Here is a 24,140-nt window from a genome sequence, read left to right as displayed (position 1 = left end):
GGTCTGTCAGGAGCGTCCGCGCTCTTCCAGATAGGTCGTGTGCGTCTGCTGACGGCGGGCCTCTGCTTCGCGGAGGTCCGCCGTCAGGCGTTCCGCCTCGTCGAGCAGCACCGACAGCTGCCGCTCCAGGTGCCGCTCCGGCGGCTCGCCCCCCGCCGCCAGCCGCGTCCACCACCGCGTCCGGTTGTAGGTGTCCACGCACTCCGGGACGTCCGTGCGGATCGCCCGCGACAACGCGTGCACGGCCTCCGGATCACCGGCCAACACCTCGGTCACCCAGCCCGGCGCGAGCAGCGCCCCGTACAACTCCGTCAGCTCCGACAGCCTTCCCCCGGCCCCGGCCGGCAGCTCCACCTCCGCCAGGTACTCCCGCAGACGCCCGAAGTCCCCGCGCAGCACGCCCAGTTGCTCCGCCGGATCCGGGACCGTCGGCAGCGGCACCCGCTCCGGCGGGGCGAGCAGCGCACCCGCCCCGTACAACCCGGCGACCACCACCGGCCAGTACGGCCCGGCCACCCCGACCAGCGCGAGCCCCACCCCGAGCACCCCACAGGCCGAGCCGGCCAGGTTCTTCCTCGACTCCAGGTAGCCGAGCGCCCTACTGGTAGCCACGGATCTCCTCGAAGGCTCCGTCGAGCGAGCCGTTGCCGTCGGTCGCGTCGAACAGCCGCCCGCCGGTCAGCTCCGTGATGTGGGTCAGTTCCTTGCGGTCCGAGTCACCGAACAGCACCGCGAAGACCGGCGTGTGCTTGCGGCCTTCGGGAAGGCCGGCGTAGAAGGAGTCGAAGTCCTGCACCTTGTCACCGCTCTGCCCGTCCGTCATCAGGACGATCGAGGTGAACGCGTCCGCGTTCCCCTGCCCCAGGTGCTGGTACGCGGCCTTCAGACTGCCGTACACGGCCGTGCCCCCCTCCGGCCGGAGGGACGCCACGTCACCACGGATCGCGTCCAGGGAGGCCCCCGGGCTCCCGGGCTCGACGACGTGCGTCAACACCTTCTTCACCTTGTCACCGAAGGGCAGCAACGTCACCTCCTCGCGGTCCCTGAATCTGTGACCCGGCCCCGAACTCCCGCTCCCCGTAAGGTCGGTGAGCGCCGCCTTCAGCCGCCCGATCCGGTCCTCCTCCGCCATCGACCCCGAGGTGTCGAGCACGTACACCGTCCGCGAGGGACGCCGCAGCTCGTTCTCGTACGAGGCCAGCAGCCCGTCCGCGACCGCCCGCGAACCGGGGAACGGCAACTCCCGCCGCACCGCGGGGTCCAACCCCGCCGCCGGAGCCACCCCGGCCGCCACCGGCCGCCGGAACGTCCCCGTCGTGATCGCCTTCTGCGCGTCGGCGCCCCGCAGGTACTCCGTCAGCGCCCGCCCCGACTCCCGCGCCCCGGCCGGGGCCGACGTCAGCAGCGTCAGCGGATAGTGCGCCGTGACCACGCCGTCCTTCGGCCGGATCACCGTCAGCGGCTCCTTCGCCCGGTCGTTCATCGACAGCAGCACCGACTCGTAGTTCACCAGCGCGTCCACGTCGCCGCGCTTCGCGTACGCCGTCACCAGCCAGCCCGAGGAACCCGACGTCAGTTTCTGCCCGTTGAAGAACCCCTTCAGCCTCGGCTGCGCCGTGCGCACGTCCTCCTCCGTCAGCGCCGCCTGCGCCCCCGACAGCCCCGAGGCCACCGAGACCAGCGCGGAGAACCCCGAGTTGGAGCGCACCGGGTCCGTCATCCCGTACGTCAACTTCCCGGCGGCCACGGCCTCCTCGACCGCCGACCAGGTCACCTCCTGCGGCTTCCACCCCAGCCGTGCCAACGCCTGCGGCTTCACCCCGACCGCCACCGGCGAGGACATCACCGGGGTCTCGTTGGCGAGCTTCGCGGAGGCCTCCGGGCGCAGCCTCAGGTAGTCGTTGGAGGACAGCCAGATCGCGTCGTACCGCCCGTCGGCCTTCCCCGACGCGACCTGCTCGACCGCGTCCAGCGTCCCCGACCAGGTGAAGTCCACCGACACCCCGGTCGCCGTCTTCGCCGCCTTCAGGACCGGCTCCATGTCGGTCAGCTCGCTGGAGGCCAGTACCCGCAGCCGGCCCTCCTTGTACGCCGTCGGCTTCGCCTCCCCGGAACCGCCGGGGCCGCCGGAGGAATCGTCCGAGGTGCAGGCCGTTCCCCCGAGCAGGGTCGCGGCGAGCGCGACCGCCGCCGCCATCCGCCTACGCAGGAGCGCCGCACGCAGGTGCGCGGCACGCGGTCGTCCCGTACGGCCGTTCATCGGTCCCCGCCTTCCAGTGCGCTCGTCGTACGGGTACGGGCCAGGTACGCCGACGCCGACTGCAACTCCCCGGTCAGGGACTCCACCGTCGCCGCCATGTTCTCCGTCGCCCGCACCTTGTAGGAGTCGATCGCGTCGAGCGTCCGGTAGATCTGGGCGAAGGCCGTCCGCAGCGTCTCCGCCCCGACCGCCGGATCCGCGGCGATCCGCTGGATCTCCCCGCTCTGGGTCGCCAGCATGTCCGCGTTGCCGCGGATCAGGTCCTCGGTCGTCCCGCGCAGCGCGTCGACCTGCTCGGTCACCCGACGCTGGTTGTCCAGGGCGGACGCCAGCATCACCGCGATCCGCAGCGCCGAGACCGTCGTCGTCGCGGCCCGGTCGACGCCCTTGATCAGCTCGTCGTTGTTGCGCCGCACCACGTCCATCGCGAGGTAGCCCTGCGCGCACACGGCCAGCTGGGTCAGCAGGTCCTGGTGCTTCTGCCGCACCGGGAACAACACGTCCGCCCGCAGTACGTCCGCGGCCTGCGGATCCGTGTGCCCGGTCTCGGCGATCCGCTGCTCGACGGCCGCGTCCAGGGCCTCGGTGAGGACGGCGTACTCCTGGAGCTTGCCCATGGTCTCCCAGAGCCGGGCCCGCTCGGTGTGCAGGGCCGCGTTGTCGCGCCGCAGCTCGTCCTGACCGCCGCGCAGCGCGCCGACGATCCGGTTGAGGGACGTCTGCGAGGAGGCGTACCGGGCCACGTGGTCGCGCAGCTTGTTGCCGCCCGGAAGCTTGGCGAGCAGCCGGCGGGCCCCCTTGACGGGCGCGTCCCGCGGGTCGAGGTCCTCGACGGTGCGGCGCAGCTCGACGAGCGAGGAGGCGACCCGGGCCTGGGCGTCGCCGTCGCCGTCCCGGCCGAGCGAGCGCACGGCCCGCTCCAGCATCCGGTTCGACTGCTGGGCGGCGCTGCGGACGTCGGCGGAACCGAGCCCGGCGATCTCCCCGATCCGCCCCGCGAACTCGGGGGAGCGGGCGTCGATCGCGGCGAGCGAGTCGACGTACTCCCCGGCCCGGCGGGCCATCTCCTCGCGGACCCCGTCCTGCAGCGGGACGAGGCCGGCGGCCTGCTCCCGGCGGACGGGGGCGACGGGCTCGGGCGCGGTGAGGACGAGCGGGGCGTCCTCGCCGCCGGTGGGTGGTGTCGGTGTCACGGTGCGTCCCCCTGCCCCTTGGCGCGGGCGGCCAGCGCCATCAGGACCTTGACGGTCGGCGCGCCGACCTGCCGGATGCCGGTCAGCCCCGCGTTGAGGTAGCCGGAGTGCGGCGCGGTCGCGGCGGTGAACTCGGCGACGCCCTCCTGCGGGCGGAACCCGTGGCGCACCGCCAGCTCGCGCAGCTTCGGATCGTCGACCAGGAGCGTCCCGAGGTCCTTGGCCGCCTCGCTGATCGGTACGAAGGTGTGCGGGGAGTTGACCGTGGTGTCCGGGTAGAGGACGACCATGTCGGCGGCGTTCCCCACGGCCTGCTTCTGCAGCATGAGCGAGGCGACCTGCGACTCGTACGCCAGGATCAACGGCTCCCCGCTGCCGCTGATGAACGCCCGGAACGGGTCGTCGGTGCTCTGCTCCAGGGCGCCCTGTACGGAGATCAGCTTCCGCATCAGCGGGGCGGTCCGGGCGATGCCCGCGTCGTCGGCGACGACGGTGTTGCCGTTGGCGACGTTGGAGGCGGCGGCGATGAAGAGCGCGCCCGAGTTCGAGGTGGCCGGATCGGTGGTCTTGATGAACACCGTGCCGGTCAGCTCGGCGTGGGCGGCGGAGCCCGGCAGCTGCTGCCAGGTCCGGTCCTCGCCGGCGGCCTTCAGGTAGGGGGCCATCAGGAGGGTGCCGGAGTTCTTCCCGGTCATCCTCGCGAGCCCGTTGTCGGTCAGTACCCGGGCGACGTTGGCGCGGGCGATGACGACGAGCGGGGAGAAGAAGGGCTTGCTGGTCTGCGCGCCCTTGACGCCGGCCGCGGCCTCGATCTCCTTCGCGGGTTCACTGCTGCTGGGGAAGGCGAAGTCGAACTCCTTGAGGGCCAGTTGGTCCATGGCCCAGGAGCCCGAGGTCTCCGTCTTCACGGTGTAGCCCTTGTCGGCAAGGGCTTTGACGACGTCCGGATCGCGGAAGAAGTCGGACTTCTCCGATCCGATGACGCCACGCACGGTCTTCGTTGCCGTGCCCTCTGCTTCGCGGCCCCCGATGGCGATGACGGCGATAACGCCGCCGATCAGGAGGACCGCCAGAGCGATTCCCAGGATGCGTCTCACGGGTGCAGCGTGCTCGCGGAAACCCACATTCCGCGCGGCGTTGAATGAACGTCAGGTGTCCAGGCGGTCCCACTTCGAAATGCTGTGTGGGCCCGCGGGTGCTGGTGGGCGGGGCGGGCTGCCGGGAGGATCGTCCCATGGGCGTGACGGCATTGAAGTGGCAGGGCTGGCTCGTCGGTCTGGTGGGGCTGGCCGGGCTGCTGGTGTTCGCCCCACTGGGGCTCTACGTATGGGCCAGCGGCGAGGACCGCCCCGCCGCGCCGCCGCCGGGCCCGGTCCTCCAGGACGTACGGGTCACCGCGTGCCGCGTCGACCCGGTGAGTCGGCGCGTGGTGGGCGTGGTCGAGGTGACGGGCCGCCGGGACGCCGGCGCGGGCGGGTACGTCGTCACGGTGGAGTTCCGCGACCGGGAGGAGCCCGGCGGCCGGGCGGCCCAGGCCCTGGTGAAGATCCCCGGGGTGGCCCCCGGCGCGACGGAACGCGGCGAGGCCCTCGGCCCGGTCTGGCCCCCGGCCACGGTTCCCTGGTGCGGGGTCGCGGCGACGGAACCCGTTCCGGAGCCCCGCTAGGGGGCTTGTGACAAACTCTGCTTCCCGCTCGGCTCCGGCCGCGCCCGAGGCCGCAGGATCACCTGTATGGACAGCCAGACCTTGCACATCGAAATCCGGGCCCTGACCGACCGCGCCGAGATCACCGACCTGTTCGACCGCTACCTGCGTTCCCTCGACGAACGGAAGTTCGACGGAGTGTGGGCGGCATCGCTGTTCACCGAGGACGCGAGCATCGAGACCCCCGCGGGACTCGTGCGCGGGCGCGACGCCGTCCTTGAGAACGTGCGCACCGCGATGCGCGCCTTCGACCGGACCGTGCACTTCGGGAGCAATTACGTCATCGAGGTGGACGGCGACCGCGCGACCCTGCGCGGGAACCAGCTCAGCACCCATGTGCTCGCCGGTGACGGCGGCCTGTTCCTCTCCGGTGGCCGCACGGACAACGAGCTGGTGCGGACCTCAGCCGGCTGGCGGCTCCACCGCGCCGACCTGCACATCACCTGGACGCAGGGCAACCCGCCGGTACTGCCGCCCGGGCTCGACGGGGCCGCCGTGCTCTGAGCGACGGCGGTCGAGTTCGTGGCACCCGGTCCGGAGCCTCCGCGGCCCCGGACCGGGGCCGTCAGTGGGCGCCGGCCAGGTCGACGGAGTCGAGGGCGGCGGCGTGCGCGTCCATCCGCTGGGCGGCGAGGATCGCGGCGGTGGTGTCGGCGCGGGACGCGGCGACGACGAGGGCGCGGGCGGCGAGGTCGTGGGCCCGGCGGTGCAGCGCGACGGAGTCCTCGGGGGAACCGTGTGCGGCCCGGGTGGGCCGGGACCCGCGCAGGCGTGCCACCTGGTCGGCGATGCGCGTGGCGCTCTCGTCGAGGCCGAGCTCGTCGGTGACGGCGAGCAGGGCGGCGAGGTGGCCCGCCAGCTGCGTGTCGAGGGCTTCGCCCCGGCTGCTGTGCGGGTAGTCGGACCGGTTGCCGCCCATGCGGTGGACGACCGGCTTCGTGCGGATCGGCTCGTACATGAGGAGGCCTCCTGCGTGGTCAGGAGACCATCCTACATTGGATCCGTTCTAAAGTTGAGCTGAATCCGGGACCAGGTCCGGGAGGTCGGCTACGGCTGGCCGTAGCCGTCCAGGAAGTTGCCGATCCGGGTCACCGCGTCCGCCAGGTCCTTCGCGTTCGGCAGCGTCACGATCCGGAAGTGGTCGGGCTCCGGCCAGTTGAAGCCCGTGCCGTGCACGACCATGATCTTCTCGGCCCGGAGCAGGTCCAGGACCATCTGCCGGTCGTCCTTGATCTTGTAGACGGACGGGTCGAGCTTCGGGAACGCGTACAGCGCGCCCTTCGGCTTGACGCAGGTCACGCCCGGGATCTGCGTCAGCAGGTCGTAGGCGACGTTGCGCTGCTCCAGGATCCGCCCGCCCGGCAGGACCAGGTCCTCGATCGACTGCCGGCCACCGAGCGCGGTGGCCACGGCGTGCTGGGACGGCATGTTCGCGCACAGGCGCATGTTCGCGAGGATCGTGAGGCCCTCGATGTACGAGGAGGCGTGCTTCTTGGGCCCGCAGACCGCCAGCCAGCCGGACCGGAAGCCGGCGACGCGGTAGTTCTTCGACAGCCCGTTGAAGGTCAGCGTCAGCAGGTCCGGCGCGATGGCGGCCGTGTTCGTGTGCGTGACGCCGTCGTAGAGGATCCGGTCGTAGATCTCGTCCGAGCAGACGACCAGGTTGTGGCGGCGCGCGATGTCCGTCAGCCCGCGCAGCATCTCGTCGTCATAGACGGCGCCGGTCGGGTTGTTCGGGTTGATGATCACGATGGCGCGGGTGCGGTCGGTGATCTTGCGCTCGATGTCGGCGAGGTCGGGCATCCAGTCGGACTGCTCGTCGCACCGGTAGTGCACGGCCGTACCGCCGGCGAGCGAGACGGAGGCGGTCCACAGCGGGTAGTCCGGCGCGGGGACCAGCACCTCGTCGCCGTCGTCGAGCAGCGCCTGCATCGACATCTGGATCAGCTCGGAGACGCCGTTGCCGAGGTAGATGTCCTCGACGTCCAGCTCGATGCCCTTGGTCTGGTAGTGCTGCATGACCGCGCGGCGCGCGGAGAGCAGCCCCTTCGCGTCCCCGTAGCCGTGGGCGGTGCCCAGGTTGCGGAGCATGTCCTCAAGGATCTCCGGCGGGCACTCGAAGCCGAAGGCCGCGGGGTTGCCGGTGTTCAACTTGAGGATGCGATGACCTGCCGCTTCGAGCCGCATCGCCTCTTCGAGGACGGGTCCGCGGATCTCGTAGCAGACATTGGCGAGTTTCGTTGACTGGATCACCTGCATGACGGGAGCTTACGGGGCCCCGCGCCACACCGCTCGGCCTTTCGGGCGGGGATCGGTGGCGGTAATTGTCCCGTTTCGCGTGATGGGAGGGTGGCACCCCGCTCCCCCCTTGGAAACGGCGACCGGGCGACGGGTACGGCCTACGGAATGGAAGCAGGGGGGAGGGGGAGCGGCGGGGGTGTTGCGCTCGTCACCTTGGGGGGTGGGGGCTTCGGTGAGGGGTGGGTTGGGTGGGGGGGGTGTGTTCCCTCGGTCGGGGTCGGGTGTGGTCCGGGGGCTGCCCGCCGGTCCACTGTCCTTCCGTGTCGGGCCGGTCCCTCAAGGGCGCTCCCTGCGGTCGCGTGGCTTCGCGATGGCCTTCGGCCACCCTTGACCGACCGGCCCGCCCCGGAATGCCGAAGACTGTCGGGAAGCCCCCGAAGGAACGGCATGGGGGATCCATGGCCAGGAGCGGGTCCGTCAGGACGAGACGAGGCGCCGGGGGTCGGTAGGCCGGGCATGCGGGCTCGCCCGGAGGGCCTGCGGCCGGGCCACGGGCGCGGCAAAGGGCCCCGGGCCCTACCTGACCGTCAGAACGACGACATCGGCCTGGGGCGCAGGTGGGCGGGGACACGCGCCGGATCTACTCCGTGCATCGCTCGGTTCGGCGTCCGACGACCGCCTTGAGCAGGGGGAATGGGTTCAGCGGGTGCGTGAGGGAAGGGGCTGCTCTAGCGTCGAATGCAGGAGGGGGAGTCCTGTCGAGCCGGATCCGGCGCCTCCAGGTCCCGGGCCGCTCAACGATCCCGGAGAGCAGGTGCGTCCATGCGCACGTCCACCCGTATCGCAGGTGTCCTCAGCGGTCTGGCCCTCGCGGTCGGCGGCGTGGCCTTCACGGCTCCCGCCGCCCACGCGGACGTCACGGCCTGCATCAACCAGGTCGAGCGGGAGCTACAGGGCGGCGAGGCCCCCGACTCCATTCGCATGGCGTGTTACGTCGGCCTGACCGGCGACCATGCGAAGTGCGTGACAGGCCTGACCGAAGGCGGCGTGACCAACGGAACCGCAGTGACCGCCTGTCGAGTGGCCCCCAACTAGCCCGACCTCCCCGTAAAACACCCCAGGACGACCGCCGGACGCCGAACCGAGCGACGACCCATTGGCGATCCGGCGCGTCGCCCCGCTCGATCGCATTCCCGGTCGGCGTCGTCGTGGTGGGTGAGTAGGGTCCTCGGTCGGGCCCCCGGCCCTGCCAACAGGGCCTGTGACGTGCCCGTATGCCCGGTGGTCCGATCCCCGGCCCCTCGTCTCGTCGCTGAGAGACCCACTCCCGCCCCCCACCCCCCACCCCGCGAACTGCGCCCGCTTGACGCCGAGATGACACTCCACAGCCATGGCCCTTGACCTCAACTCGACTTGAGGTAAGAGGATTCGGTCATGACTACGGAAGCCACGTCGCGCGCGACGGAAATCGATGCGATCCACCAGCTCGTCGCCACCGTTGAGCACTCCCAGCGGAACAAGGACCCCGAGGAGTTCCTCTCCCTCTTCCACCCGGAGGCGATCTGGACGACGGCCCACGGCAAGATCCTCCTCGGCTTCGACGCCATCGCGGAGTTCACCCGCAGCGTCCTTCCCGCCGCCAGTTGGGACGGCGAGGTCAGCTACGAGGTCGCCCACGTGCTGTTCATCCGCCCGGACGTGGCGGCCGTCAAGGTCAGCCAGATCTACCGGTCGGCGGACGGCGAGAGCCGGGGCGCCCCGCTGTACGTGGTCTCGAAGCAGGACGACGGCCGCTGGTTGCTGACCGCCTGCCAGAACACGGGTGTCGTCGCCGACTAGCCCCTCACGGCGGTGGGAGCATCGGCCCATGCGCTACCGATACGCCACCGAGGCCGACGCGCCCGCCATGGCCGCGCTGTTCGCGGCCAATCACCACGACGCACTGACGCCCGAGCAGCGCTCCCGTCAGGGCTTCGTGCAGGGGGCCTTCGGAGTCGATGCCCTGCGGGACATGGCCGCGGGCGGGGAACTGCTCGTCGCGGACGACGGCGACGGGACGGTCGTGGGGCTTCTTGCCCTGTCGGTGGCCGCGGACCTGCCCGCCCCTCCGCCCGCGGTCCGGGGGTTGCTGGCGGCCCAGGACGTGCTGCGGTGGGAGGGGCGTCCGCTGCGCGAGGTGCGGTGGCTGCTGTACGGGCCGGTGGTGGTCGACGCCGCGCACCGCGGCCGCGGCGTCGCGCGGGGGCTGTTCACGATGGCCGTCGCGGCGGCGGCGGAGCGCGCCGAGGCGGTGGTGGCGTTCATCGAGGCGGGCAACGTGCCGTCCTGGAAGGTGCACGTCGACGGGTTCGGGATGACGCCGCTGGGCGACTACGTCGCGGAGGGCCGTACCTACGGCGCGGTGGCCACCGCGGCGGGCGTGTGACCCCGCCGGGGCGGGCGAGCCGGTAACCCCGCCCGCCCCCGCGCCCGGTCCCGGCCGAACGGGTGGTGGTGCGCGGACGCGCCGGTGGGTGCCCGCGGCGGATCGATTCGTCGCGGGTCGGGCCTCCTAGGGTCGGGCCCGCAGCAACCCCTCGACCGCCCGCTCGTCCCCGGAAGGGATCCACCCGTCATGAAGCTCCGCAACACCGTCGCCGCCACCCTCGGCGCCCTCACGCTGGTCCTCTCACTGCCCGGCTCGGCCCTCGCCGCCACGGGAGAGTTCAGCTACAAGTACGTCACCGACCTCGGCCACGAGGAGCGCATCACCCTGAACGACCCGCACAGCGGCAAGTGCATCAACCTCTTCGCCGTCGGCGACGACGAAGTGCCGCCCGGCTACGGCCCGCACAACCGGACGAACACCCCGGTGACCGTCTACTCGGGCGCGCTCTGCACGGGTCGCGAGTGGCGGCTCCGGGCGAACGGCAGCCCGGCCACGGACCAGCTGGAGGTGCGCTCGGTGCGCTTCGACGCCCCGGCCGCCTAAAGCCCCGGCCGCCCAAAAGCCCCGGCCGCCCGGAACCTGTCGTCGCGCGCCCCGCCCCCCTCGACGATCACCAGCGGCAGCTCGCGCGGCCACGCCGAGGCCTGGTGGTCGTCGAAGAGGGGCCACAGGGCCGTCATCGCCTCCCAGTACGTCTCCCGCTCCGCCCGGTCCGCCGTGCGGGCCCGGCCGGCGAGGACGCGCGGGCCCACCTGGAGGCGGACCTCCGGGTGGGCGGTGAGGTTCTCGTACCAGGCGGGGTGGTGCGGACCGCCCGAGGCGGCGGCCACGAGGAGGTGCCGGCCGGCGTCCCGGCCGTAGATCAGCGGGGTGCGCACGGTCCGACCGGTGGCACGGTCGACGGTGGTCAGCAGGAGGGTGGGGACGCCGCGCCAGAGGTGGCCGTCGGCGCCGCCGCTGCTCACGTAGGTGCGTACGTGGTCGAGCCGCGGTCCGGGGCGCGGGTCCGTGGGGTGGTCCCAGTCGACGGCGACGGTGACGCTGTTCATCTTTCCTGACCTCCGTAGGGCGGCCCCCCGGACGGCTAACGAGCCTCCCTCGATTCTGGATGCGGCACACCCGTAGCGCATGCGCACAGGTCTGGACCAAGCTCGGACCATGGATCTGGAGTTGAGGCACCTCAAGATCGTCAGGGCCGTCGCCGACGCCGGGAGCCTGACCCGCGCCGCCACCGCGCTCGGGCTCGCGCAGCCCGCGCTGAGCGCGCAGCTCAAGCGGATCGAGCGGGCCCTGGGCGGGGCGCTGTTCCTGCGCGGGCGGGACGGCGTACGGGCCACCGCGCTCGGGGAGTTGGTGCTGGAGCGGGCCCGGGTAGTGCTGCCCGCGGTGTGCGAGTTGCAGGAGGAGGCGGTGCGCTTCGCCCGGCAGGGGGCGGCCGGCTACCGGCTCGGGGGGACGCACGGGCCGCTGCTCGGCGGCCTCGTCGACCGGATCGCCGGGCAGGAGCCCGGGGTCTCCGTGACGACGTACACGTCCTGGTCGGAGCGCGAGGTCGCGGCGGGCGTCGCCGCCGGGCGGTTGGACTTCGCCCTGGTCGGGGTGTGCGGCGAGAGCCCGCCGCCGGAGCCGGGCCGGCTGGCCTGGATGGAGGTGGCGCGGGACCCGGTGCACGTGATGCTGGCCGAGGACCACCCCCTGGCCCACCGGGCGGAGATCGAGCTGGCGGAGCTCGCCGCCGAGGCCTGGACCGACGTACCGGGCGACGGCTGCTTCGGGGACTGCTTCGCGGCGGCGTGCGTGCGCGCCGGGTTCGCGCCGGCCTGCGTGTACGAGACGGACACCGCCTCGTGCGTGCACCTCGTCCAGGTGGGGCGGGCCGTGGGGCTGTGCCGGGCGACGTTCCCCGTGACCCCGGGGGTGCTGACCCGGCCGCTCGCCGGGAGCCCGCTGGTGTGGCGGCACCTGCTGGGCTGGCATCCGGCGGCGCCGGTCGCCGCCCGGGCGGCGACCGTGCTGGAGCACGCCCGGACCGCGCACGCGGACGCCCTGGCCAGGTCGGCCTCGGCCGTGCCGCCCGTACCGCCCCCGGCTCCCGCGGTCCCCGCCCCCGCCGCCGGGCGGGGGGTCGGGGGCGGGGGTCAGCCCAGCGGGGCGGCCTTCTCGATCACGACCGGGACCAGCGGGACGTCCCCGTGCCCGCCCGCCCGGCCGGTGCGGACCGCGGCGATCGAATCCACCACGTCCTGGCCCTCCGTGACCACGCCGAAGACCGCGTAGCCGTACCCGCCGGGGGTGGTCGAGGTGTGGTCCAGCGCCGGATTGTCGGCGGTGTTGACGAAGAACTGCGAGGTCGCCGAGTGCGGCGCGCTCGTCCGGGCCATGGCGACCGTGTACCGGGTGTTCCGCAGCCCGTTGTCCGCCTCGTTGCGGACGGGTTCACGGGTCGGCTTCTGCCGCATGTCCGCGGTGAGCCCGCCGCCCTGGTTCATGAAGCCGGGGATCACCCGGTGGAAGACCGTGCCGTCGTAGTGGCCGCTCTCCACGTACGCGAGGAAGTTCGCGACCGAGGCCGGGGCCTGCTCGGCGTGGAGGTCGATGACGAAGGCGCCGAGGCTGGTGGTCAGCTTCACCTGAGGCATGCGGGTCGGGTCCCTTCTGGGGCTGGAACGTGCCACACAGCATCGCAGAGGGTGACCGGAAGGCCACGGCCCGGGGTGTGCGCCCCGGGCCGGGCCCACAGCAGCGTCATCGGCCGCCCGCGGGGGCGGGGCCGGCTACGGCAGGTAGCGCTCGATGACCTGCGGACCCTCCTTCTCGATCATCTGGCGCGCCTTCTCGATCCGCTCCGGAGTCGGGTCGTGGCCGGTCGCCATCACAAGGTCCTCAGGGTCGTACGGCCGCTCCCCACCGGTGAAGAGCCGGTCCGACCGGGTGGGCTGCTGGTCCGATTCACTGTCCATCGCGTACCCCTTCCACTGCCCCCTTGGCCCCCATCGTGCGGCGGCCGCTCCATGAACGCACCTCGGCCGGCCCGTGGCCGGCCCACGACCGGGCCCCGGATGCCGGCGCGGACCGGCCATACCACCGGGGGAGGGGCCAACCGACGGCTCCCGCAAGGCGGTTCGGATTCCTACGGTGTCGAGGACCCCCACCGAACCGAGGAGATCCCCCATGCTCAAGCGACACGCCCGCACGGCGTGTACCGCCCTGGCCGCCGCCGGGCTGCTGCTGGCCGCCACCGGCGGGGCCACCGCCGCGGACGCGCCGAGTCCGCCCGCCGCCTCGGCCGCCGAGACCCTGCGCACCGCCGACGCCCAACCCGAACTGCTCGCCGCCATGCAGCGCGACCTCGGCCTGACCCCCACCCAGGCCAGGACGCGGCTCGCCCACGAGGCCGAGGCCGGGGCCACCGCCGCCCGGCTCCGGGACCGGCTCGGCGCCGCCTTCGCCGGGGCCTGGCTGGACGGGGCCGACGCGGGCACCCTGACGGTCGCCACCACCCGCGCCGCCGACACCGCCGCGATACGCGCGGCCGGAGCCGAGGCGAGGCTCGTCGGCCGTTCGCTGGCCGACCTGGACGCGGCGAAGGCCGCCCTGGACCGGGCCGCCACCGCCGAAACGCCGGTGCGCTACGTCGACACCCGCACCAACGCCCTGGTCATCGAGGAGACCCGGCCCGGCGCCGCCGCACGGCTGCTCGCCGCCACCGGGACCGACTCCGCCCTGGCCACGGTCGTCCGTACCGCCGAGGCGCCCCGGCCGCTGTACGACCTGCGGGGCGGGGACGCGTACTACATGAACGGCAGCGGCCGCTGCTCGGTCGGCTTCCCCGTCACCAAGGGCACCACGCAGGGCTTCGCGACGGCCGGCCACTGCGGCCGGGCCGGGACCACCACCAGCGGCTTCAACCAGGTCGCGCAGGGTTCCTTCCAGGCGTCCGTCTTCCCCGGCAACGACATGGCCTGGGTCGCCGCGAACGGCAACTGGACCTCGACCCCCTTCGTCAAGGGCAGCGGCGGGGCGAACGTCCAGGTCACCGGCTCGGTGCTGCAACCCGTCGGGTCCTCCGTGTGCCGCTCCGGCTCGACCACCGGCTGGCACTGCGGGACCGTCCAGCAGCACAACACGAGCGTCACCTACCCCGAGGGCACCATCTCGGGCGTGACCCGGACGACCGTCTGCGCCGAGCCCGGCGACTCCGGCGGCTCCTACATCTCCGGCAGCCAGGCCCAGGGCGTGACCTCCGGAGGCTCCGGCAACTGCTCCAGCGGCGGGACCACCTTCTTCCAGCCGCTGAACCCGATCCTGTCCGCGTACGGGCTCACCCTGAAGACCGCCGGCAGCGACCCGGGCCCCGGCCCCGGCGACCCCGAGCCCGGCGGCACCTGGAAGGCCGGCGGCGTCTACGCCACCGGAGCCACCGTCACCTACGGCGGCGCGACGTACCGCTGCCTCCAGGGCCACCAGGCGCAGACGGGTTGGGAGCCGCCGGCGGTCCCGGCGCTGTGGCAACGGCTGTAGCCGCCGCGCGACCCGCGTGAACAGGAGGCGCCGTGACTGCCGAGGGGGGAGTCACGGCGCCTCCGCCGTGCGCCGCGACCCGTCCGTCGGCCCGTCAGAACGTGAGCAGCGCCGCGACCGAGACCACCGCGCCGAAGGCGGTCAGCGCACCGCAGATGGCCAGGTTCACCCTGCGGTGCTCCCAGAACACGGCGACGAACTCGCGCAGCGTGGCGGTCGGCAGGAAGTAGCGGGCGGTCGGCGAACCCACGACCTGCCCGTTCACCCCGGACTTGCGGGCCATCATCGCGGCCCGGAACGCGTGGAAGTTGTTGGTGACCACCACGCACCGGTAGCCGGGCACCTCCGCCTCCATGATCTCCCGGCTGAACAGCATGTTCTCCTCGGTCGTGCGCGACCGGTCCTCCAGCCGTACGTGCTCGGCCGGCGCGCCCTGCCCGATCAGCCAGTCCGCCATCGCACGGGCCTCGGAGACCCTCTCGTCGGACCCCTTGCCGCCCGACACCAGCAGCACCGGCGGCCTGCCGCCGCGCGCCACCTGGGCGTCGTGGATCTGCTGCCCCTTGCGCAGGCGCGAGGCCAGCAGCGGCGGCACCCGGTCCCCGCCGATCAGGCCCGAACCGAGCATCACCACGTGGTCGACGTCGCCGCGCACCTTGATCCGGCCGTAGAGGAAGGCGTACCCGATGAAGGACAGGAACACGAAGGAGACGTACCCGACGACCAGGGCGAGGGTGGCGACCGCCCCCGTGAGGGCCGCCGAGTCGGAGACGCCGACGGAGACCAGCAGCGCGATCATCGCGAAGATCCCGAGGCCGGCGAGCAGGGACAGCAGGTTGGGCAGCCGCGTGCCCTCCTTGCGGACCATCGTCACGCCGTTGCCGATGAGGAAGACCCCGGCGGCCACCAGACCGAAGGTGGGCACGGTGAGGACGAGCAGCAGGGCGGCGACCGCCACCCAGCCCGGCAGCGCCGCGACTTGCAGCAGCACGGCGAAGGAGAGCGCCACGCCGGTCAGCCCGAGCAGGACGGCGTTGCGGAAGCGGCGGCGGTCCCTCCGGGCGCTTATGCCGAAGGCGACGAAGAGGAGGGCGGCGAGGACGAAGGCGACCATGGCGCCATCGTAGGTGTCAGCCGGGAGGCGTCGTCCGGCGCACGGCGCGCCCGGCCAGCACGTCCGTCCTGCGCCCGTCCCGCATGACGAAACGCCCGTCGATCAGCACGTACGGGATGCCGGTCGGCAGCGTCCGGGGCCGCTCGTACGTGGAGCCGGCGGCGACCGTGTCCGGATCGAACAGCACCAGGTCCGCGCGGTGGCCGACGCGGACCAGGCCCCGGTCGGGCAGCCGCAGCCGGGCCGCCGGGCGGCCGGAGAGGTGGGCCACGCACTCCTCCAGCCCGAGGACGCCGAGCTCGCGGACGTACCGGCCGAGGTAGTGCGGGAAGGTGCCGTACGCCCGGGGGTGGGGTTTGGCGCCCTGGAGGATGCCGTCGGAGCCGCCGGTGTGGACGCGGTGGCGCATGATCGCGCGGACGTTGTCCTCGTGGCCGACGTGCTGGAGGACGGTCGGTGCGAGCCGGTCGTCGAGCAGCAGCCCGCGGGCGGTGTCCCAGCCGTCGAGGCGGGTGCCGACGTACCCGGCGAGGGCGGGGTCGCCGACTCCGGATATCTCGATCGTCGACCAGTCGACGGGGACGCCGTGGCAGCCGTCGGCGCCCTCGACCTCCAGCGCGTGGCGGATCCGTTCGGCCCCGGTGTCGTCGCGCAGGCGGGCCAGGACGGCCTGCGGGCCGCCCTCGTTGGCCCAGCTGGGCAGCAGCGCGACGAGGGTGGTGCAGCCGGGGGTGTACGGATAGGTGTCGAGGGTGATGTCGGCGCCCGCGTCGAGCGCCGCGTCCAGCAGGGCGAGGAGTTCGGGGGCCCGGCCCTCGTTCTCGGCGAAGTTCATGGTGGCGTGCGCGAGGTGCAGGGCGCAGCCGGCCCGCCGGGTCAGCTCCACCATCTCGGCGTAGGCGGCGAGGGCGCCGTGGCCGTAACTGCGGTGGTGGGGGCAGTAGTAGCCGCCGTACCGGGCCACGACCCGGCACAGTTCGGTGAGTTCGGACCCGGAGGCGTACATGCCGGGGGTGTAGGTCAGGCCGGAGGACATGCCGACGGCGCCCTGTTCGAGGCCCTCGGCGACGAGCCGGCGCATCCGGTCCAGTTCGGCGGGGGTCGCGGGCCGGTCGTCCCAGCCGAGGGCGAGGGCGCGGACGGTGCCCTGGGGGACGAGGTAGGCGGCGTTGACGGCGATGCCCCGTCCGCCGTGGGCCCGGTCCAGGCGGTCGAGGTAGCCGCCGACGGTGCGCCAGTCGAAGTCGACGTCGTCGCCGGGGCCGTTCCAGCCGGTGATGGCGGCCCGTACGCCTTCGAGGGTGCGGTCGTCGACGGGCGCGTACGACAGGCCGTCCTGGCCGAGGACTTCGAGGGTGACGCCCTGGGCGGCCTTCGCGCCGTGGTCCGGGTCGCGGAGCAGCGCGAGGTCGCTGTGGGCGTGCATGTCGATGAAGCCGGGGGCCAGGACGAGGCCGTGGGCGTCGAGGGTGCGTCGGCCGCCGCCGGGGATCCGGCCGATCCCGGCGATGCGGCCCTCGTGCACGGAGACGTCCGCGGTGTACGAGGGTCCGCCCGTGCCGTCGGCGACGCGGGCCCCGCGGATGACCAGGTCCACGGCCGGCGCCTAGAAGAAGGTGCGGACGTAGTCGGTGACCGTTCCGTCCGCCCGGACGACCGGGATCAGCGGCCACTTCTCGAAGATCGTGCAGGGGTGGGACATGCCGAGCGCCACCCAGTCGCCGACCTGTACGTCCTCGGCCGAGTCGGTCTCCAGCCAGGCGTGCTGGTCGGAGAGCTTGACGATCCGGACCCCGGTCGCGGGCCTTTCCTCGCCGGTGAGGGCGTCGCGGACCAGTTCGGCCTCGGGCAGACCGAGGTCGTAGGCGACGTCGCGCTTGCCCGCGTTGACGAACGCCTGGGTGGGCGAGGGGCGGGAGACGACCTGGGTCCACAGCCGGAAGGCGGGGCGCAGGCCGCCCTCCTCCGGGATCCGGTTGAAGGGGGTCAGGCGGCCGTACCAGCCGTGGTCGTGGGAGACGTACGCGCCGGACCGCAGCAGCCTCAGGACCGGCCGGGAGAGCTCCGGGAGCTCGGCGAAGACGTCGGCGACGGAGTCGAACCAGGCGGAGCCGCCGGCGCTGACGACGATCTCGCGGACGTCGGGGGAGTACCGTCCGGCCTTGTCGAACTCGACGGCGAGGGCGGTCAGCCGGCGCAGGTAGGCGTGGACGTTCGACGGGTCGGCGCCGGGGACCTCGGCCTCGTAGCCGGCGACGCCGACGAGGCGCAGGGTGTCCGTGGCGGCGACGGCGTCGGCGACGGCCCGGCAGTCCTCGTCGCTGCGGGCGCCGGTGCGGGCGCCCTCACCGGCGCCGAGCTCGACGACGACGTCGATGACGGCCGGCTGCCCGGCCAGCGCCCGGTCCATGAGCTGGACGCCGCGCACGGAGTCGACGTAGCAGACGAAGCGGAAGTCGGGGTCGGCGGTGAGTTCGGCGGCGACCCAGCGCAGGGCGGCGGGGTCGACGAGCTCGTTGGCGAGGAAGATCCGCCCGATGCCGAAGGCGCGGTAGACGCGGGCCTGGTGGGGGACGGCCGCGGTGATGCCCCACGCGCCGTGTTCCAGCTGGCGCCGGAAGAGCTGCGGCGACATGCAGGTCTTGCCGTGCGGGGCGAAGGCCAGCCCGTGGCGCTTCGAGTATTCCCCGAGTGCGGTGAGGTTGTGTTCCAGCGCGTCCGCGTCGAGGGTGAGCACGGGCGTGGTGAACCCGCCCGTGTGCAGGTTGCGGGCCTCGGCGGCGAGGGCGCCGACGGTCAGGCCGGCGCGCTCGGCGTCCGGGGGGAGGCCCTTGAACCGGTGGTCGACCGGTTCGTCGGCGAGGGCCTGGACGGGGTCGCTGGGCATGTGCGGGTGCCTCCCGGGCGTGTTGCGCGTACCGCAACGGTCGTTGCGTATGTCGCTGCATGCTGTCTAACATCCCGGATGACGGCGGGTCAACGGGCGAAGCCCGGTGCGGCGCCGGAACCCGCCGCCGCGCGGGCGGACGGAGGAGAGGACACGGCGTGAGCCAGTCGGTGGAGCGTGCGCTGCGGATCCTGCCGGCGCTCGCGAAGGGCCCCGCCGGGCTCGGGGACGTCGCCGACGGGCTCGGCGTGCACAAGAGCACCGCGCTGCGGCTGCTGCGGACCCTGCACGCGCAGGGGTTCGTGTACCGGCAGCCGGACGGCCGCTACCGACTCGGCGCGGGCCTGTTCGCGCTGGCGGCGGAGGCGGTGGAGAACCTGGACGTGCGCGAGGTCGCGCACCCGCACCTGGTCGAGCTGAACCGGCTCACCGGGCACACCGTCCACCTGGCGCTGCACCAGGACGACGAGGTCGTCTACATCGACAAGGTCGACAGCCGCTACCCGGTGCGGATGTACTCCCGCATCGGCCGGCCCGTCCCGCTGACCGTGGCCGCCGTCGCCAAGGTGATCCTGGCCGACCTGCCGGAGGCCGACCGGCGGAGTCTGGCCGCGCGCATCGAATACCCCCGCTACACCGCCCGCTCCACGCCGGACGCGGACGCCTTCCTGACCGAGCTGGCCCTCGTGCGCCGGCAGGGCTGGGCCGCCGACCTGGGCGGCCACGAGGAGGCGCTCAACTGCGTGGGCGCGCCCGTGCGCGGCCCGGGCGGGCGGGTCGTCGCCGCCATGTCCGTCTCGGCGCCCGGTGTGGTCGCGGGCCCCGACGAACTGCTCGAACTGCTGCCCCTGGTACGCCGTACCGCCGACACCATCAGCCGGGAGTACTCCGGCTCCGAACCCAGCGAGGACGCTCCGTGACCGAGAAGACCGCCATCGCCCCCGACACCCACACCGCGCCGCCCGCGAGGTTCTCGCACGGTGTGCGCAAGGGCAACATCCTCCAGGTCGCCGGCCAGGTCGGCTTCCTGCCCGCGGTGGCGGGGCAGGCGCCGACGCCGGCCGGGCCGACGCTGCGCGCGCAGACCCTGCAGACGCTGGAGAACGTCCGGTCCGTGCTGGAGGCGGGCGGGGCGACCTGGGACGACGCGATGATGATCCGCGTCTACCTGACGGACACCGCGCACTTCGCCGAGATGAACGAGATCTACAACGCCTACTTCGAGGAGCAGGGCCTCAAGGAGGCGCCGGCCGCCCGCACCACGGTCTACGTGGGCCTGCCGGCCGGGCTGCTGGTCGAGATCGACGCGCTGGCCGTCCTGGGCTGAGCGCGCCGAGGGGGCGCCCCCTGGCGGCGGGGCGCCCCCTCGGGCCGTACGGCCGGCAACCCGTCAGGTGCAGTACTGGGCTTCCTTGCCGATCGAGCGGTACATGCAGTCCGCGTTCTCCAGGAGTTGGAGCACGGCCTCCTTGTTGCGGGAGGTCTCGCGGTCGATCACCTCGTCGGGCGGGTAGAAGCCGCCGCCGCCCGAGCTCGACGGGTACAACTCGAAGGTGTAGGCGAAGATCTTCTGGCTGCCCCACAGCCAGTCGTCGATCGTGCCGTCGGTGATGTAGAGGTCGCTGGACTGCTCGGGCGTGTAGCCGTTGCTGGCCGCCATGCCGGTGCCGACCTTCTTGAAGGCGGCGAGGTCGTCGGCGGTCAGGCCGGGCGCGGTGTCGTTGTACGTCCAGCCGAAGGGCCAGAGCACGAGCTGGCTGTACGTGTGGAAGTCGATCGAGGCCTTGATCTGCTGCTTGCCGCCGACGACGCGGCTGCGGACGAAGTCGGAGACCACCTTCACCTCGGGGGCGGACTCGGCGGCCGGGCCCCGGTAGGTCTCGGAACTCTTGCTGCTGCTGGAGCCGCCGCAGCAGCCCCACTTGTAGTTCCAGTTCCGGTTCTGGTCCGTGCCGACGTAGGAGGAGCCGGAGTTCGGCTGCCGGTTCTTGCGCCAGGAGCGGTAGGAGCCGGTGGCGATGTCGTACTCGCCGCCGTCGGGGTTGAGGTCCGGCACGATCCAGATCTCGCGGTTGTTGACCGTGTTGGTGATCCGGGACTCCGTGCCGTACTTGGAGCCGAACTCCTTCAGCAGGTACAGGGCCATCTCGACGGTGAGGTGCTCGCGGGCGTGCTGGTGCGCGGTGAAGAGCACCTCGGGCTCGGCCTCGTCGGTGGCGACGTTGTCGCTGATCTTGATCGCGAACATGTCCCGGCCCTGGTACGACTTGCCGATGACGCGCTTGCTCATGATCCCGGGGTACTGGGCGATGCGCTGGTCGATCTCCGCGGTCGCCTCGGCGTAGTTGTGGTACTTCGAGTCGGCGGACGGGAAGTCCATGGTCCCGGAGGCGATGCCGGGCTCGGAGCGGTCCGGGGGGCCGGGCAGGGCGGTCAGTTGGTAGCCGCGCTTGCGGAGGTCCTTGGCCTGCATGGTGTCGGCGCTGACGACCACGGTGTGGTCGTCCACCTCGTCGATCGACACTCCGGTGCGCAGCAGGGCCGTCCGGTCGGCGACGGTGGACGGCCCGTGGATCCGGTACTGGACGATGGCCTCGTCCTGGGTGGCGGTGGACGGGGTGGGTGGCGGGGCTGCCGTCGCGCTCATGCCGTAGGCGGGTGCGCCGAGCGCGAGCGCCAGCAGGGCCGCCGTGACGGCGGACCTCCGGCGGGTGTGGAGCCGCATGCGTTCTCCTGGGTCGGGAGTGTGGGGGTAGCCGTGCGGACGCGCACAGCGTGCTCTCATGGCATGTCCGGGTCAAGAACCTGCCGGGTGCGCCGACCTGAATCGGCCACCCCCACTCGTACCGCCTACGGGAGTGCGTGGACCTTGGGACCCACCGCGTTGGACCAGGCGCTACCCGCCTTGGCGTCCCAGTTGGTCGACCAGGTCATCGCCCCGCGCAGACCCGGGTAGGTCTTCGACGGCTTGAAGGATCCGCAGTTCGTCCCGCGGGCCAGGCAGTCCAGGGCGTTGTTGACGATGGTCGGCGACACGTAGCCGCTGCCGGCGCCGCTGGGCGAGGCCGGGACGCCGATGCCCACCTGGGACGGGTCGAGGCCGCCCTCCAGCTGGATGCAGGCCAGGGCGGTCAGGAAGTCCACCGAGCCCTGCGAGTAGACCTTGCCGTCGCAGCCGTTCATCGCGCCGCTGTTGTAGTACTGCATGTTGACGACGGTCAGGATGTCCTTCACGTTGAGCGCCGTCCTGAAGTAGCCGCCCTGCGTGGACTGCATGTCGATCGTCTGCGGCGCCATGGTCAGCACCATGGACGGGCCGGCCTTGGCCGACAGGGCGCGCAGCGCCTGCGTCATGTAGGTCGGGTTGAGGCCGTTCTCCAGGTCGATGTCGATGCCGTTGAAGCCGTACTCCTGCATCAGCGCCCAGGCCGAGTTCGCCAGATTGTTGGCCGATGCCGAGTCGTTGACCGAGATCGTGCCCTTCTCGCCGCCGATGGAGAGGATGACCGACTTGCCCGCGGTCTTCTTCGCGGCGATGTCCGCCTTGAACTGGGGCACGGTGTAGCCGTTCAGGCCCGCCGAGTCGAGGTTGAAGGTGATGGCGCCGGGCGTGGTCGTGGCGTCGGCGAAGGAGACGGCGATGATGTCGTACTCGTTCGAGACGTCGGAGAGCTTCTGGACGGTCGCGCCGTTGTTGAAGTTCTGCCAGTAGCCGGTCAGCGCGTGCTTGGGGACGGACGGGTTCGGGCCGGGACCGGGGCCGCCGCCCGTCGTCGTACCGGTCACCGGCGCCGACCTGGTGCCCTCGCCGGCCGCGTTGTACGCGCTGACCTGGAAGGAGTACGAGGTCGCCGCCGCGAGCCCGGTGATCTGGGCGGAGGCGTCCGTCACGGACTTCACCCGGACCCCGTCCTGGTAGACGTGGTAGCCGGCCGCGCCACCGACCGCGTTCCACGAAAGGGTGAGCGCGCTCGCGCTCTGGCCGGAAACGGCGGTCCCGGCGGGGGCGCCCGGGATGCTCGGGCCGGGGTCGGTGCCACCGCCACCGTCGGGGCCGACGACGCTGAACTCATCGATCACGTAAGGGGTTTGGCCGTACCAGCCGTGGGTCCAGACGCTGACCTGGGTGGTGTTCGGGCCGGTGGAGAAGGTCGTGGAGAGCTTCTGCCAGCCGGCGCCCGACCCCGGGGTCCAGGTGGAGACGTCCTGGGTGCCGGTGCCGGTCGCGCCGAGGTACACGTAGCTGCCCTGGACCTGGGTGCTCAGGGTGTACGTCGAATTCGGCTTGACCGTGACGGTCTGGCTGCAGCGGGCGTTGTCCTGGCCCGCGGGGGCGGCGCGCAGCGCGCCCGCACCGGCGAAGACCGGGGAGGAGACGGAGGCGCCGCTGCCACCGGAACAGGACCAGTTGGCCAGGCCGGATTCGAAGCCGCCGTTGCGCACGACGTTGACGTCGGCCGCCTGGGCGATGCCGGGGGCGAGGGCCGTGAGGCCGCCCGCGGCGAGGGTGGCCGCGCCCAACAGGGCAAGGGAGCGTATGCGGTTCACGTGGGCTCCGTGGGGGGAGGAAGGGATAAGCGGAATGAGGGGGAGTGGGGGGTCCCCGCGACCAAGTGCTGGCGCAGCCAAGTTGGTCCAGACCAATCCCCGTGTCAAGGGTCTTTGCGAAGTGGCTTGAAATGAACGGGCCCCGAATCCCGGTTGTCCGGGTTTCCCGCCACCTGTGACACCTGCTCAGGGCACGGGAATCCGCAAGCCCCTGCCTCACCAGGGAGGTCGCGGATATGGTGCTGGGGCAAGGGGGAAGCACGTCGGGAGTTTGCGGTCGCGCAGTACGTGCGCGTACGTGACGGCCACGGGAACGTGCGTGGTGTACCGGGTGAACGGGGGGATTCGGGTGCCGACCGCCATCGCTGTCACCAGCGCCGACCTGGTACTGCCGGCCCCTGACCGGCACACCCCGGGCGCCGCCGTCCTGCGCCCGCCCGGCGAGGCGGACCTGGAGGGCGCCCTCGCCGAGACCACCGCCCTGCTGGACCGGCACGGCCACCTCGTGGTCGTCGTACCGTCCTGGCTGCCGCCGGCCACCGCGCGCCGCCTGCACACCGTCCGGGCCATCCTGGAGACCGACCGGATCGCGCTCCTCGACATCGACCTCCCGCCGCTGGGCACCGCCGTGCTGGTCCGTCAGCTGCGCCAGCTCAGCGTCTGCGACTTCAGCCCCGGCGTCCTCGCCTCGGCCGCCCGCCTGCTCTCCCACTACATCTGGGCGGGCGCCCTGCTCGGTACGGTCGCCAAGCTCGACCGGGTTCCCGTCGGCCTCAAGGCGCACGCCAGGTCCTGGTCACCGAGCGCCCGGTTCGCCGTACTGGCCCACCCGACGCCGCACCTCGCGAAGCTCGGCCCCCAGGGGGCGGCGGGCGCGCGCGAGGGCGTGCTGCCGCCGGGACCCGGCTTCGCCACCCACCTCACCTTCGCCCGCGGGCAGTCGTCCTCCGACTGGGTCGCGGCCGAACTGGCCCCCGCCTGGCAGGTGCAGGGCGTCATGGAGAACCCGCTGCCGGCCGACTCGCCGGGCTGGTGGGCCACCCCCAAGCTCGTCGAGTTCGCCGCGGCCATCCCCGACCCCTCCGTGCTCTACCAACTGGTGTCCTCCGTACGCCGCGAGGAGTGCCGGTGGTGCGGCTTCGAGCTCATCGGCGACCGCTGCGGATTCTGCGCCGCCCCGCTCGCGGCGCCGCCGCCCGAAGCGGGCGCCCGCTCCAGATCCTGACCGGCCCGAACGAACGAA

General features: G+C 72.6%; 24 protein-coding genes and 1 pseudogene. 11 read left to right on the top strand and 14 right to left on the bottom strand.

The features are described from left to right. Nucleotides 1-6: 6 nt before the first annotated feature. From NOD94_RS07990 to NOD94_RS07975, 4 genes are read right to left on the bottom strand one after another with little or no spacing between them, the layout of a single operon-like run. Complete coding sequence (locus NOD94_RS07990) at nucleotides 7-612, bottom strand: hypothetical protein (protein WP_281205040.1); 606 nt, start codon at nucleotides 610-612, stop codon at nucleotides 7-9. Then, on the bottom strand, nucleotides 599-2,197 hold the full coding sequence (locus tag NOD94_RS07985) for a VWA domain-containing protein (protein WP_281205064.1): 1,599 nt from the start codon (nucleotides 2,195-2,197) through the stop codon (nucleotides 599-601). The genes NOD94_RS07990 and NOD94_RS07985 overlap by 14 nt, the downstream gene beginning before the upstream one ends. 59 nt (nucleotides 2,198-2,256) lie before the next feature. Then, nucleotides 2,257-3,453, bottom strand: a complete 1,197-nt coding sequence (locus NOD94_RS07980; RefSeq protein ID WP_281205038.1) for a toxic anion resistance protein — start codon at nucleotides 3,451-3,453, stop codon at nucleotides 2,257-2,259. After that, a complete protein-coding gene (locus NOD94_RS07975) occupies nucleotides 3,450-4,550 on the bottom strand; it encodes a substrate-binding domain-containing protein (RefSeq protein ID WP_281205037.1) in 1,101 nt (366 codons plus the stop codon). The genes NOD94_RS07980 and NOD94_RS07975 overlap by 4 nt, the downstream gene beginning before the upstream one ends. Nucleotides 4,551-4,687: 137 nt before the next feature. Between NOD94_RS07975 and NOD94_RS07970 the strand changes: the two genes are divergently transcribed. Beyond that, nucleotides 4,688-5,119, top strand: coding sequence for a hypothetical protein (locus tag NOD94_RS07970; RefSeq protein ID WP_281205036.1), 432 nt, complete (start codon nucleotides 4,688-4,690; stop codon nucleotides 5,117-5,119). 66 nt (nucleotides 5,120-5,185) lie between these two features. Next, on the top strand, nucleotides 5,186-5,662 hold the full coding sequence (locus NOD94_RS07965) for a nuclear transport factor 2 family protein (protein ID WP_281205035.1): 477 nt from the start codon (nucleotides 5,186-5,188) through the stop codon (nucleotides 5,660-5,662). Between the two features lie 61 nt (nucleotides 5,663-5,723). On the opposite strand, the gene NOD94_RS07960 is transcribed toward NOD94_RS07965, so the two are convergent. Further along, nucleotides 5,724-6,116 (bottom strand): hypothetical protein, encoded by a 393-nt coding sequence (locus tag NOD94_RS07960; RefSeq protein WP_281205034.1) that lies wholly within the window; start codon nucleotides 6,114-6,116, stop codon nucleotides 5,724-5,726. Nucleotides 6,117-6,205: 89 nt separating this feature from the next. Beyond that, nucleotides 6,206-7,417 carry a pyridoxal phosphate-dependent aminotransferase gene (locus tag NOD94_RS07955; RefSeq protein WP_281205033.1) on the bottom strand — a complete coding sequence of 404 codons (1,212 nt, stop codon included), beginning with the start codon at nucleotides 7,415-7,417 and terminating at the stop codon, nucleotides 6,206-6,208. Between the two features lie 804 nt (nucleotides 7,418-8,221). On the opposite strand from NOD94_RS07955, the gene NOD94_RS07950 reads away from it, so the two are divergent. The 4 genes from NOD94_RS07950 to NOD94_RS07935 all read left to right on the top strand — a co-directional run bounded on the left by NOD94_RS07950 (nucleotide 8,222) and on the right by NOD94_RS07935 (nucleotide 10,370). Next, entirely contained in the window at nucleotides 8,222-8,494 is a 273-nt protein-coding gene (locus NOD94_RS07950; protein WP_281205032.1) for a hypothetical protein, read from the top strand. Between the two features lie 339 nt (nucleotides 8,495-8,833). Beyond that, entirely contained in the window at nucleotides 8,834-9,238 is a 405-nt protein-coding gene (locus NOD94_RS07945; protein ID WP_281205031.1) for an SgcJ/EcaC family oxidoreductase, read from the top strand. Between the two features lie 28 nt (nucleotides 9,239-9,266). After that, nucleotides 9,267-9,824 carry a GNAT family N-acetyltransferase gene (locus NOD94_RS07940; protein ID WP_281205030.1) on the top strand — a complete coding sequence of 186 codons (558 nt, stop codon included), beginning with the start codon at nucleotides 9,267-9,269 and terminating at the stop codon, nucleotides 9,822-9,824. A 189-nt stretch (nucleotides 9,825-10,013) separates the two neighbouring features. Further along, complete coding sequence (locus tag NOD94_RS07935) at nucleotides 10,014-10,370, top strand: hypothetical protein (protein ID WP_281205029.1); 357 nt, start codon at nucleotides 10,014-10,016, stop codon at nucleotides 10,368-10,370. On the opposite strand, the gene NOD94_RS07930 is transcribed toward NOD94_RS07935, so the two are convergent. Beyond that, nucleotides 10,367-10,876 carry a nitroreductase/quinone reductase family protein gene (locus tag NOD94_RS07930; RefSeq protein WP_281205028.1) on the bottom strand — a complete coding sequence of 170 codons (510 nt, stop codon included), beginning with the start codon at nucleotides 10,874-10,876 and terminating at the stop codon, nucleotides 10,367-10,369. The two genes, NOD94_RS07935 and NOD94_RS07930, sit on opposite strands and share 4 nt — an antisense overlap. Before the next feature lie 109 nt (nucleotides 10,877-10,985). Between NOD94_RS07930 and NOD94_RS07925 the strand changes: the two are divergent. Then, a pseudogene (locus NOD94_RS07925) lies at nucleotides 10,986-11,891 on the top strand (LysR family transcriptional regulator); the annotation flags it as partial. 74 nt (nucleotides 11,892-11,965) lie between these two features. On the opposite strand, the gene NOD94_RS07920 reads toward NOD94_RS07925, so the two are convergent. Continuing rightward, complete coding sequence (locus NOD94_RS07920; RefSeq protein ID WP_348652321.1) at nucleotides 11,966-12,466, bottom strand: peptidylprolyl isomerase; 501 nt, start codon at nucleotides 12,464-12,466, stop codon at nucleotides 11,966-11,968. Nucleotides 12,467-12,601: 135 nt separating this feature from the next. Then, complete coding sequence (locus NOD94_RS07915; protein ID WP_281205026.1) at nucleotides 12,602-12,787, bottom strand: hypothetical protein; 186 nt, start codon at nucleotides 12,785-12,787, stop codon at nucleotides 12,602-12,604. A 211-nt stretch (nucleotides 12,788-12,998) separates the two neighbouring features. On the opposite strand from NOD94_RS07915, the gene NOD94_RS07910 reads away from it, so the two are divergent. Continuing rightward, nucleotides 12,999-14,348, top strand: coding sequence for a carbohydrate-binding protein (locus NOD94_RS07910; RefSeq protein WP_281205025.1), 1,350 nt, complete (start codon nucleotides 12,999-13,001; stop codon nucleotides 14,346-14,348). Between the two features lie 94 nt (nucleotides 14,349-14,442). Here NOD94_RS07910 and NOD94_RS07905 read toward each other — a convergent pair whose 3' ends face one another. The 3 genes from NOD94_RS07905 to NOD94_RS07895 are packed head-to-tail and all read right to left on the bottom strand — an operon-like array spanning nucleotide 14,443 to nucleotide 18,349. Further along, nucleotides 14,443-15,462: a YdcF family protein gene (locus tag NOD94_RS07905; protein WP_281205024.1), complete on the bottom strand. Its 1,020-nt coding sequence runs from the start codon at nucleotides 15,460-15,462 to the stop codon at nucleotides 14,443-14,445. A gap of 16 nt (nucleotides 15,463-15,478) precedes the next feature. After that, entirely contained in the window at nucleotides 15,479-17,059 is a 1,581-nt protein-coding gene (locus tag NOD94_RS07900) for a D-aminoacylase (protein WP_281205023.1), read from the bottom strand. Between the two features lie 9 nt (nucleotides 17,060-17,068). Next, the gene (locus NOD94_RS07895) at nucleotides 17,069-18,349 is read right to left on the bottom strand and encodes an amino acid deaminase (protein ID WP_281205022.1); all 1,281 of its coding nucleotides are present in this window, start codon (nucleotides 18,347-18,349) and stop codon (nucleotides 17,069-17,071) included. Between the two features lie 158 nt (nucleotides 18,350-18,507). On the opposite strand from NOD94_RS07895, the gene NOD94_RS07890 reads away from it, so the two are divergent. Both NOD94_RS07890 and NOD94_RS07885 read left to right on the top strand, forming a co-directional pair. Continuing rightward, nucleotides 18,508-19,269: an IclR family transcriptional regulator gene (locus tag NOD94_RS07890; protein WP_281205021.1), complete on the top strand. Its 762-nt coding sequence runs from the start codon at nucleotides 18,508-18,510 to the stop codon at nucleotides 19,267-19,269. Beyond that, on the top strand, nucleotides 19,266-19,676 hold the full coding sequence (locus tag NOD94_RS07885; protein ID WP_281205020.1) for a RidA family protein: 411 nt from the start codon (nucleotides 19,266-19,268) through the stop codon (nucleotides 19,674-19,676). Before NOD94_RS07890 ends, NOD94_RS07885 begins: the two co-directional genes overlap by 4 nt. Before the next feature lie 63 nt (nucleotides 19,677-19,739). Here NOD94_RS07885 and NOD94_RS07880 read toward each other — a convergent pair whose 3' ends face one another. Further along, complete coding sequence (locus NOD94_RS07880) at nucleotides 19,740-21,074, bottom strand: M14 family metallopeptidase (protein WP_281205019.1); 1,335 nt, start codon at nucleotides 21,072-21,074, stop codon at nucleotides 19,740-19,742. A 125-nt stretch (nucleotides 21,075-21,199) separates the two neighbouring features. Then, on the bottom strand, nucleotides 21,200-22,870 hold the full coding sequence (locus NOD94_RS07875; RefSeq protein ID WP_281205063.1) for a glycosyl hydrolase family 18 protein: 1,671 nt from the start codon (nucleotides 22,868-22,870) through the stop codon (nucleotides 21,200-21,202). A gap of 376 nt (nucleotides 22,871-23,246) precedes the next feature. Here NOD94_RS07875 and NOD94_RS07870 point away from each other — a divergent pair, with 376 nt between their 5' ends. Next, the gene (locus tag NOD94_RS07870) at nucleotides 23,247-24,122 is read left to right on the top strand and encodes a hypothetical protein (RefSeq protein WP_281205018.1); all 876 of its coding nucleotides are present in this window, start codon (nucleotides 23,247-23,249) and stop codon (nucleotides 24,120-24,122) included. Nucleotides 24,123-24,140: the final 18 nt, after the last annotated feature.

The sequence above is a fragment of the Streptomyces sp. Isolate_45 genome (assembly GCF_024721315.2).
GTDB lineage: Bacteria > Actinomycetota > Actinomycetes > Streptomycetales > Streptomycetaceae > Streptomyces.
Note: the sequence above shows the minus strand (reverse complement) of the source record. Positions and strands in the feature narration are given on the sequence as shown.